This window comes from Corynebacterium sp. HMSC05D08 (genome assembly GCF_001807215.1).
In the GTDB taxonomy this organism is placed as follows: domain Bacteria; phylum Actinomycetota; class Actinomycetes; order Mycobacteriales; family Mycobacteriaceae; genus Corynebacterium; species Corynebacterium striatum.
The window spans coordinates 1-10287 of record NZ_KV788332.1 but is presented as its reverse complement, the minus strand read 5'-3'; the positions used below and the strand labels follow the sequence as shown (position 1 = coordinate 10287).

Annotated in this window: 8 protein-coding genes and 1 CRISPR repeat array; all 8 genes read right to left on the bottom strand. The window is 53.4% G+C overall.

The window, feature by feature from the left end; translation table 11 throughout:
* Positions 1-5: 5 nt before the first annotated feature.
* A CRISPR array of direct repeats spans positions 6-766; the repeat unit is 28 nt; unit sequence GGCTCATCCCCGCTTACGCGGGGCGGAC.
* Positions 767-829: 63 nt separating this feature from the next.
* Positions 830-1162 carry a type I-E CRISPR-associated endoribonuclease Cas2e gene (gene cas2e, locus HMPREF3148_RS13210; protein WP_049151744.1) on the bottom strand — a complete coding sequence of 111 codons (333 nt, stop codon included), beginning with the start codon at positions 1160-1162 and terminating at the stop codon, positions 830-832.
* Entirely contained in the window at positions 1159-2097 is a 939-nt protein-coding gene (gene cas1e, locus HMPREF3148_RS06675) for a type I-E CRISPR-associated endonuclease Cas1e (RefSeq protein WP_046646233.1), read from the bottom strand. Before cas1e ends, cas2e begins: the two co-directional genes overlap by 4 nt.
* A 12-nt stretch (positions 2098-2109) precedes the next feature.
* Entirely contained in the window at positions 2110-2769 is a 660-nt protein-coding gene (cas6e, locus tag HMPREF3148_RS06670) for a type I-E CRISPR-associated protein Cas6/Cse3/CasE (protein ID WP_005528372.1), read from the bottom strand.
* Complete coding sequence (cas5e, locus tag HMPREF3148_RS06665; protein WP_049063131.1) at positions 2766-3464, bottom strand: type I-E CRISPR-associated protein Cas5/CasD; 699 nt, start codon at positions 3462-3464, stop codon at positions 2766-2768. Before cas5e ends, cas6e begins: the two co-directional genes overlap by 4 nt.
* Before the next feature lie 3 nt (positions 3465-3467).
* Entirely contained in the window at positions 3468-4613 is a 1146-nt protein-coding gene (gene cas7e, locus HMPREF3148_RS06660; protein ID WP_046646231.1) for a type I-E CRISPR-associated protein Cas7/Cse4/CasC, read from the bottom strand.
* Positions 4614-4632: 19 nt separating this feature from the next.
* Entirely contained in the window at positions 4633-5241 is a 609-nt protein-coding gene (casB, locus tag HMPREF3148_RS06655) for a type I-E CRISPR-associated protein Cse2/CasB (protein WP_046646230.1), read from the bottom strand.
* Positions 5234-6922, bottom strand: coding sequence for a type I-E CRISPR-associated protein Cse1/CasA (casA, locus tag HMPREF3148_RS06650; RefSeq protein ID WP_049063133.1), 1689 nt, complete (start codon positions 6920-6922; stop codon positions 5234-5236). Before casA ends, casB begins: the two co-directional genes overlap by 8 nt.
* Before the next feature lie 110 nt (positions 6923-7032).
* Positions 7033-9792, bottom strand: a complete 2760-nt coding sequence (locus tag HMPREF3148_RS06645) for a CRISPR-associated helicase/endonuclease Cas3 (RefSeq protein WP_080970008.1) — start codon at positions 9790-9792, stop codon at positions 7033-7035.
* Positions 9793-10287: the final 495 nt, after the last annotated feature.

The following is a 10287-nucleotide window of genomic DNA, read 5'->3' as shown; positions in this document are numbered from 1 at the left end:
CACACGGGCTCATCCCCGCTTACGCGGGGCGGACCCGCTTCCGCCTGCGACATGTTCCGCTCGTTCGGGCTCATCCCCGCTTACGCGGGGCGGACAGTCAGCGGCGACACCTTCACGCTGCGCACACGGGCTCATCCCCGCTTACGCGGGGCGGACTACCGAGGCACGCGAGACCAACTACGCGCCCTGGGCTCATCCCCGCTTACGCGGGGCGGACCTGATGCCGTGGCGTGGGTATGCTCCCAGATCGGGCTCATCCCCGCTTACGCGGGGCGGACTTTCGTCGTTTTACTCTATAGGTGTGCGCTCAAGGCTCATCCCCGCTTACGCGGGGCGGACCTGTTCAACTGGCCGGAGACCCCCGGCGGCCCGGGCTCATCCCCGCTTACGCGGGGCGGACTGCAGAGCGCTAAGGGAATTAAAAAATCCACTAGGCTCATCCCCGCTTACGCGGGGCGGACGTCATGGCGGCTGCCGCGTCACCCGCAGACGTGGGCTCATCCCCGCTTACGCGGGGCGGACGTAGTAGTAGAGCGGGATTTCATCGGTGCCAGGGGCTCATCCCCGCTTACGCGGGGCGGACGCGTCGTAAATCTTTTCGGTGTAGGTGATTTCGGGCTCATCCCCGCTTACGCGGGGCGGACGTCATTGCTGTCCTTCGAGGATTGTGGTGATTGGGCTCATCCCCGCTTACGCGGGGCGGACTGAGAAATGCCCGTCATCTCAGCCGACGAGGCGGGCTCATCCCCGCTTACGCGGGGCGGACACTTACTGACCAGCGTGGAAGAGCCAAAAACGAGGCTAGCAGATCCGACTTATGGTGTAACGGTCAGTGTCGGCGAGCATTTCGGGCAGCACTCCAGCCGGTACGGCGTTGAGCTTTTGATGGCGCAGTGGTTCTTCGCATGAGGGTGACACCATCAAAATCCACAGGCTCCCACTCATGGCGATGAACGCGAAAATCCAACCCCTGCTCATTATCGGAGCTAAAAACCAAAATAGCGCGGCCATCTTTGCACAAACTTACGCAACGTTCCCACAACAGATCACGAATGCGCCCTGATGGACGACCCACAAACACCCCAGGTGAAATCTCAAGTAACCACTTAGTAAGGTCACCGCGCAGGCCGGCGGGACATGCAGTAACGACGAGCACCATCATGGAGAACTCCGATCAAAGTCTGACCAATTAGTACCAGCCGCAATATTTTCAAGTTCGTTCCACAAAAGCAGCTCTACATCGATTGACTCGGCGCTATTGTCCACTCCCATTAGGCGATAGAGGTCCTTTACGATCCGTGGCAATAGCCGTTTTTCAATGATTGCATCCCGAACTAGTCGGCGAACCTGTCCGCTAATATCGTTCCTTGGCTCAGAGGCTGCTGCGAAAGCAGCTGGGATCGAAACCTCCGCTTTGTAGAGATCAGCGATGTCATACACAAAAGCACGGTCCGTGCCGTTATGAACCACACCCAGCGCAGGGACAAAACCTAAGGCCGTAATCACCGCTTGAGACACACCATACAACGCAGCATTCGCCGCGGTGAGTGCTTGATTAATAGGATCGCCACCAGCAAAGTCATTCGGGTCGTAACGCCGCCGATCCCAATAAACTCCATAGAGATCTGCATACTTACGATAAATCGCTTTGACACGTGCGCCTTCACGCCCACGTAGTTGCGCCATAGTTAATCCGCTCACGTCTTCGTCGGGAAAGCGCATGGAATACATTTCTCGAGCGCAGTCCAAACGGGCCCGTTGGTTGGTAACAATTCGAGCCTGTGCTTCAGCGAAACGCGAAGTCTTGGCAGGAGGGCGTCCGTGGGCGTAGTAACGCACGCCCTTTTCTCCCACCCACACAACAGATACGCCAGTATCGCCCAGCAAAGCCATTGCAGCGTATGTCACTTTAGTCCCCGGTCCCAGCAACAACGCAGCAAGCGTGGTTGCTGGAACATGTACCGTGCCATTCTGATCCGAAATGGTCAGTGCATTGTTATCCCGGTTGACCACGGCACGCTCAGCGTAGAGAAATGAAATCCTCTCACTCACGCGCGTCAGTTCTTGCCGATCAACAGGTACCTTTTGCGGTTCCATTTGCAGACTTTCCTACTCTGCCGGAGCTAGCGTTAAAAGGCCACAACCATATGCCCTTGCACGTCCAATTCCTTGCTGGAGCGACTTATTCAAGGCTTTGGCATTGGTGACTACGAGTTGCCCACGGAACCGTGCGGTGCGGAGAGAAACGCGTTTAGCACCATCTCTCTTTGAAAACCGCAGGTTATTACGTTCAACCACAGAAAGCATAGGCTCCTCGTTCTCATCGACTGCGATGGAAAAGCCCGCTGCCATCGACTTTTTCAATAACCACTCGCATTGCTGAGCAGCCGTGACGTGTGGAACAACTTTTCCCCTCGATTTCCCTGGAATAGTGATTGACTCAACGGGATTTCCCACCAATTCAAAAGCCCATTTTTGCCCATTGACAATCTGTTCCAAAAACCTTGAATAGTCCGCCGATTGCGCGGGCCGGGTGCCCCAGCCAGCCTGCTCAACGATGTGCTGGGCATCCGGTTTTTCAGGCCCCACAATATAAAGAACATGCTCATGTTCCCTGTGGTCCACGCGCCACAGCACCCGCGACTGCGATTCGTCGATATCTGGTGGAAATGCTCCACGAACGGCCGCGTGCATCGCTTGTGGGTTCGCCAATAGCTTTGCAGCGCCACGCTTCAAGGGGTTGAGATACAACTTCGTTAACGTACTCATGCGCGAATCACCGCTTCAAAAAATGGATCAGACTTAGTAGCGAGAGGATTCTCAAACGGAGCGCCTGTCGCGTCCTGCACAACTTCACGCCACGCATACTGCCGATGCTCTTGGGCAAAAGAAATCGGAACATCGCGGCATGCTATTCCTCTCTCCCCTTCTCTTGCGTCGCGGTGTATCGGTAATACAACGTTTCTCGCTCGAGCTTGCCGATGACTTTTGGAGGCGTGCCATTCTTCGCCTTGCAGAGCTGTGATCAAATCACTATCGCGGATCCCCAGGACTAGATCAGCTGGCGCAGGACACGATCGGCGACCAAGGAACAACGGGAAGCGGGGACGTCGCAGAGCTGATTCAATGTTCTCTAAGAGGGCTCGTTCCTCAGACTCCACAGCAGCAACGAACACAGCATCACTAAGAAAGTAGCGGGTCACCAGCTGCGCGTTAGAAGCGCCCTCCGGTAGCGCGGTCTGGAAATCCTTTAGCAAGGTACCAGGTTGGTCCACTCGCACTCCGAAACCCAATCCCGCAAGGTCTTCAATCGGATCGACTCGTCGGCGGCCTAGAGCTGCAGCGAGCATACCGATCACCCCTGATTTGGTCGGCACCTGTCCCGTCTTGCGCTGTTTATAGCGGGAATCATCGCCCCATGATTGCATGGGACCTTTAAGAAGTAGTAGCAAGGTGCTAGTCATTTTCTATTTCTCCGAAATGAGGGAGTTGAGAACATCTGCCACCCGCTCTTCAAGCTCAGGAATAGTGACTGAGTCCGCAAATTCGGTGAAATACCCGTCAAGTCCGCGAATTCCAGCGACGAACTGGGCAGTTGGCTTGAGTCCATACATTCGCTGAGTTTCGATAGCCTCTTGGGCGAGCTTTTCCGCACCAAGCTTGCTGCGCCCCGCAGCACCCGCCTCGACGGGCTCCTCAAAAGCATTGACCAACGACACCGAACGATCGTCACTAATCGTGACATAAACAAGCTCAGGGAGCGTGTTGTGTGCAAAAGTGTTCTGCTTACCTGTTGGAAGGGATTTGACGAAGGAATCCACGAATGCCGCCGCAGAGTCGACCGCAGTTTTCACGTCATTGAGGTTGGAAGCAAGGGATTCGAAGTCGACCGATGCGAAGCGATAAAGAGTTGAAGACATCATTTGTACAGTGCCGATCATGCCTGCACCTGTCTCTTCATTGTCAGCAGTGGCGTCATCGACTGCCGTGAAGTAGTCGAATTCCGGCTCAGTCTCGTGAATACCCAACGCGTGCGCGACCTGGACGGAAGCGTCGACGTTGAAAGCAGCGTCATCAGCCACCATACGGCCAAACATTGCGATGTCAATGGAGTGCTCAGTGTCAAGAATTGCCTGAGCTTCATTTTTCTTAAACTTCTCCCCATCTTTATCGATGATGGCGCGAGCAGCACGATCAATCTGATGGTTGCCCAGGAACAACAAGTAACCGAGCTCTGGGTATGCGATTTTCGCGTCCTCTTCGGTCTCGTCGTTCTTGCTCTTGGCATCCTTGAGCTTCAGCTTGGCACCAGTAAAGAGGTTCTTTACCCCATCAATCGCACGCTGGGTTTCCCACTTCTCTCCTGCCTCCTCGGTGATTTCGAAAATGCGCTTGCAGATGAGTTCTCCCACGAGACGGGTGCGCTTACCCATCACCTCTGCGGGGAAGCGCTTGGCGAAATCCTGGCGGACGGCACGCTTCCATGCTTGCGACGAGACACGTTGGCGCTGAACACCACCATAACGTGCGGACTTTGGTGCGCCCATATCGTCACGGTTGATGAGGCTTGGTGGGATGGTTTGAAGGACATGGACGTCAACAGTTAGGGACATGATATTGAACCTTTCTTGATTATTTTTCGGTCTTTTTAGTGAATGGGGCCGTGGCAAAATCTCGTCCCCATCGAAGGAGAACGGAATTTCGGAACTTCGGATTGCGCAACGTCTTCAAATCCTGAGCGAATGCTCCATAGTCAAAGCCAATATTCTTTGAACGAAGAATACTCACCAGGGAACGTGCGTGATACAGCTGCGACTCATAGCCAGCTGCGGTTAAGATAGCGTCGAAACGAGGCTTCAATGACTCGGATTCACTCTGGGTGTACATCAATCCACATGCTCGTGCGAAACTACATCCTTCTACATGTACCGGCTGGGTAGCAGATTGCATGTGCGATGCGAAAAGCGTCAATGCATAAAATGCCGCTTCCTCTTCGCGAGTTGCAAATAATCCAGGTTCTTCGTCGAGCAGCGCAGGATACATGAGGTTCATGACCCGTTGGAATGCCAGAGGTGCCTTTTCCGGACTCCGGCCAGCATACCGACGCATTTCTGATAGTGTGCTCTTTGCTGCGGCCTCGCTACCAGGCTTCTCTCCGCGCTGCAGGTACGCATTCTGTAAACGATCTGCGGCATTGCTCACCGCCAAAGACAAGCGAGACCGCCTAAGCTGATCAGTCATTCGTGTTTACCATTTCTTTCTTTTTCGAATCTTCCGACAAGAGCGGCAATGAATTATCGAGCCTCCGGCCAAACAATGAAAAATAGGACGCTGCAGTGACAATTTGCGGTTTCTCAGTCGTCGAGCTGAGAAGGGGTCGACCTATCATCGCTCTCGGTCCTGCAGCATGCAGCATGGCTTCTCCACGAGAGAGCATGAAAGACCGCACCTGTTTCTGCCATTCGATTGCGTATTCCTTAGGCTCAGGGCTATCACTCCATCCCGCTACCCACCGATTGAAAGCAGGCTCCAATTGCGCGAGAGCCGAATCCATGGGTTCAGCTTGAAACTCATAGGTACCGCCTGCGGCAACAAGTAAGTTTCCGCCAAACTGTCCAAGCGCAATAGCTGCATTAAGAGTGACATCAGCTGCGTTTAGGGCTGCGCGCCGAACAGCGTCATTTTCTAGAACTGGGAGGTTCAACGTGGTGCGAGCGGTAACACTCGCCGCCACCGATGACGACTGAGCACCATATTCCACGGTGACCATGCCCACGTGTGCTACGGATGGAGGAAGAACATCTGTCCGCCAGTAGTATGCGAGCTGATCCAGAATTTCCGGGCGTTTCGGGGCTTGCGCTCCCTTCCCTGCTGAAGAAGTACTCCGAAGGTATGGCGCATCGGACTCCATCGCAATGAGCGGTTCAAGAGAACGCCACATAGTTCTTCCCGCATCGTATGGACGCGGGTAGAAGGCAACAAAGTCCTTCTTCGACTGGTTCTTACTGTAGCGGTAGGGTGTCATCGGATCTCCGAATGCGTTAAGGCCGGCATCGGGGATACGGTCACCATTGCTCACAAGAACCGCAACAACCTCATTGTTCTCACGATGAAGCCGAACTCGCCTAGTTTGCCACGTTGCTAGGTCTGCTGGACCACCAATGTGAATAGCTCCTCCATTGCGCTCAGCCGCAGTGTCGGGCTCGCGTTCCCACACTGGTTTGTCATTTGGTGTACGTAGGCACGCCTCAGTGGTGTTCAGCGCCAGAGTCTCGCGCAAATTTGCACCTATCAGATAGGTTCCACCGGTCATTCCGGTCCACCCCGTGCCAATTGGGTATCCTCTTCCACCCTTAACCCTAGAGTCGCCAACCGCACCAGATTTGATTCCCGAATAGTCGTATGCATGAACGTACACAAGCCAGCGCGCAGCCTCTCCGAAACTGAGCTTCTCAAGGGGTTTACCGGCCCGCATCGTGAAGAACTCATCTTCTGCTTCGGGAATGATTCGGTTTATGGGAGAAACTGATCCCTTCTCTGTGTGAAGGTCAGCGACCTGCATGAAGGGATGGTCGGAATCGAAAAGGTTGAACCGGTTTGCATAACCGTCCAAGTACGAAAGCACCTTAATGTCAGCTGCACCTTCAAGAGCATCAGCCCTCGCCTTGACAAACCACTCAGCCATAGAGAATTTAGTTTTTCCCGCAGGCTTGGACACTGAATGTGCCCGCCAAAATATCGCGAGCAAAACGCGGAGAACCGCGTAATCCTGCGCTGGCGAGTCCCCACGCAGCTCCGCAATGTCGTGTGTGCCATCGAATATCTGTCTAATACTCACCAAGAGCGGTTCTCCATGACTGCCGACAGCCGCAATCCACGGTTCATCGAGTAATGAGAACACATCACTGTCTTCGCGTGACATCTTTCCTCCTTAAAGAGCGATAGAGATTTATTTAGGACCTAAATCACGATTTTCAGGGCGGGCCTCGGGTTCTCCAGTTGGCCTTAATAAAGTTGTCTCGACTCACAATCCTATTTCACCTCCAATCCCAGTTCCGGCGAATACTTCACATCGAAACCAGCAATGTTTGCCTCCCCAGTAGAATCCAGCCGCAGTGCAACTTTGTTCTTAAGGAGAAAGCTGTCTACCCACCCAACAGGGGTTTCTTTTTCAAGTTGATCGATTACTCGGTCGAATACAGATTCGTGCTTGCTCATCCGGGTGGGGAGTCGAACGGTAGCGCCGGCGAGATGTCGGGCCAATGAAAACTCCGGACTCTCATCGTCGAGCACGTACTCACTTTCTGTTCCCCATGGGCGATAACCGAAGTCCCCCGTCTCGATAGGAATAACTTCGATGGTCGGATCAGCGTCTCTAACTTGAGCAATAGCTGCTTCTTCCTTATCCACAGCTGACCCCTTAGACTCAAAGTAACGTGCAAAAAGTGCACGATAATTGCCTACGTCGGGATCCGGATAACGGAACGTCTCCGATCGATTGATTGCCAAGTTTTGTAGCTTGCGGCTTTCTTCTCTCGCCTCGTCCCATGCAGGCTGCCAGTCCCCCACTGGTGACTCTGGATCAGCGACCGTTGCGTAAGTACCGCGGACTATGCCAGCAATGTCCTCTGGGCGCCGATATCCCTCACTCAGCCACTTCCGTGAAACCGCAGCAGCAGAAGCTAGAAGAACTGCAGGGTCATAAATAGCGGCCGTGCCAGAGTCAAAAACGGGCATCTCGTCCCATCCCTCTGCCCCTCGTATGAAGAGGCGGGCACGACGCAGTTTTTCAGGCCGATCTTCCAGTGGCCGCTGGTGGCGGTGCAGACGGCCAGCGCGTTGAACGAGCAGATCGATAGGTGCCATGTCAGAAATCATGACGTCTACGTCAATATCCAAAGATTGCTCGACCACCTGGGTAGCAACATAAATGCGTCGATGCGGGCGGGACCTTCCGCGCCTAGCCTCTGGTCCAAGTTGTTGAAGCATCTTGCCCTCCTTCACCGCGCGCTCATGCGCGATGAAAGCTGCATGATGCAGTTCAACCTCGTCTGGGAACTTTTTTACCAGCATCGAATAGGAATTCTGCGCTCGCCGGACGGTATTGCACACGACAAGCGCGCAACCTCCATCAGTGAGTAACTCCTCGCACAACGTTAAGAGCTCACGATCAGTGTCTCCAATCACGGACACGTCCGCGTGAATCTCATTAGGGCCGATATCGAGTGATTCCTCACGCACTCCATTTGCATCCGCAATCGTAAGTAGCGGATACCCATCGCTTACAGACTCCCAGTCCTCTTCTCCCAGAACCGAACGATAGGCTTGCACCAGACTTTCCTTCTTGTCTACCGGCAAAGTCGCCGACAACAAGATGACCGGTACCTCATACCAAGCGAGCCATTTCAAGGTCGACTCTAAATACGCACTCGTAAACGAATCATATGCATGGACCTCGTCAATAATGACGACTTTTCCGGCAAGACCAAGGTGGCGAAGCATGTTGTGGCGGGATTGCAGTGCCATCATCAAAACTTGGTCTACTGTCGACACAGCGAAGTTAGAGAGCAGCCCCTTCTTGGGAGAAGCGAACCATTCCATCGCGGTGACGCTCCCATTACCCGAAGTATCGGTGCTGACTCCTTTAACTCGCAATCTCTGATACTCCTTGACCAAGCTATTCATCGAATGTGCAAGGTAGGCCGCAGTCGTATCACCTGCGGGAACGACATTCTGTGCCCACTGAATCACCCTGTTGAAGAGGCCATTAGCTGTAGCCATCGTCGGCGCAGCGAAAACTACCCCATGGCAACCATGCTTTTCTGCGTACGCATGTGCTGCGGCTAAAGCCGCCTCCGTTTTACCGCTACCAGTAGACGCTTCAATAATGTGCAGTGAAGCCCCATCGGATCCGCGGGCCTGGGCAAAAGCCCGCTGTTGAATGGGCCGCGGATCCCACTCATCAGGCCAACCAAAGGCCGCAGCAAAGTACTCCGCAACGTCAGGTTTCATTGTCTTAGAAGCGCTCCACAAGCCTGCAAACCCAATCGACGCCAGCCCATCCTGAACCCGTTGCTCTTGTTCACAATCGAAAACATATGGAAAAGCCCGTTCATTTGACGCACACCAGTCAGCAGCAATGACCAGTCCTGTAATCAGTTGGATCGTAGGTACAAACAGCTCTGATTGAATCTTTCCTATGATCGGCTTCACCTCAGTGGCATCGGCCATTGCTTCAATAACAGCAGCCTGAACTAACAACCAGTTCTCTGGGTACTCACGGAGAATTGCGCGAGCCCTGTCGTAATCCACTGTTCTGGCAGGAATTCCGTGGTGCGACTCGACGACACTCGCAATAGTTTCCGCAACTGGCCCCCACATTCCCTGTTTCAAAAGCCAGTCATAAAGAATCACCGATGAGGCCAAACCGTGAGGGAAGTAAGCGCCGACTTCTTCGATCCCAAATTCCAGATCTAATCCAACGTCTTCGAGACTTCCAAGAATCATCTCTGCGTTGGCCCCAGGCGGTATCTTGCGCTGAAAACTTCTGGTGATTTTGCCGACATCGTGGATCCCTGCCAAGAACACGGCCAATGCTCGGACTTCAGAAACCTCAAGCCTTTCTGTTGTAGCCAATGATTGCTTAATTGAATCCGCAACAAACGTGTCCCACAAACGTGAAGCAACATCCCGGGTATCTACAAGGTGCTGCCACACCGACAAATAACCCGACTCATCCCCAGGTTTAGCCCACGCTAGTGATGCTGGACCGAGAAAGCTTTCACCTACCATAACAATCAACTTACCCCAAATCCACAACTCAAGGATTACTATTAAAAACTTTCAAATTTAAGTCTACTACAGAGCGGCGGTACGATATGCATGTTGCAATGACTCCCGCAGTTGTCGGGATGAGCCAAGTAAGCCTTGAGTTGATAACTTGGCAGCAACTTCTTACCCGCGCAAGCGGGTTTTTCAGTTCACTCATGTCTTCAATTTAAACGGAGACGATGACACGCGAGTCGAGAAGTCGCACACAAGTTCCATAGCAGTTGCTAACGCAATGAATCTACCTCGCCCAAACATCTTCCTCAGCAATGCCGAGTTCCACTTGCTCACGAAGAATCAACTCAAACGCCGTGGTCGTGCTCTGGGAAAGCTTAGAGCAAGTCTCTGTCTCACTTTTGTGTAAAGCTCACGCCATATACGGATTGGCATTTGAGAGTATTCACTAGCCACGAAATAGGCAAGATGTGTTATGTCCATGGGCTTTTTGGACACGGAGTC

What these genes read in the sequence shown, in the direction of transcription:
- casA (WP_049063133.1), bottom strand. Translation starts at nt 6,922, where the DNA reads ATGTCACGCGAAGACAGTGATGTGTTCTCATTACTCGATGAACCGTGG.
- cas1e (WP_046646233.1), bottom strand. Translation starts at nt 2,097, where the DNA reads ATGGAACCGCAAAAGGTACCTGTTGATCGGCAAGAACTGACGCGCGTG.
- cas7e (WP_046646231.1), bottom strand. Translation starts at nt 4,613, where the DNA reads ATGTCCCTAACTGTTGACGTCCATGTCCTTCAAACCATCCCACCAAGC.
- cas2e (WP_049151744.1), bottom strand. Translation starts at nt 1,162, where the DNA reads ATGATGGTGCTCGTCGTTACTGCATGTCCCGCCGGCCTGCGCGGTGAC.
- casB (WP_046646230.1), bottom strand. Translation starts at nt 5,241, where the DNA reads ATGACTGATCAGCTTAGGCGGTCTCGCTTGTCTTTGGCGGTGAGCAAT.
- HMPREF3148_RS06645 (WP_080970008.1), bottom strand. Translation starts at nt 9,792, where the DNA reads ATGGTAGGTGAAAGCTTTCTCGGTCCAGCATCACTAGCGTGGGCTAAA.
- cas6e (WP_005528372.1), bottom strand. Translation starts at nt 2,769, where the DNA reads ATGAGTACGTTAACGAAGTTGTATCTCAACCCCTTGAAGCGTGGCGCT.
- cas5e (WP_049063131.1), bottom strand. Translation starts at nt 3,464, where the DNA reads ATGACTAGCACCTTGCTACTACTTCTTAAAGGTCCCATGCAATCATGG.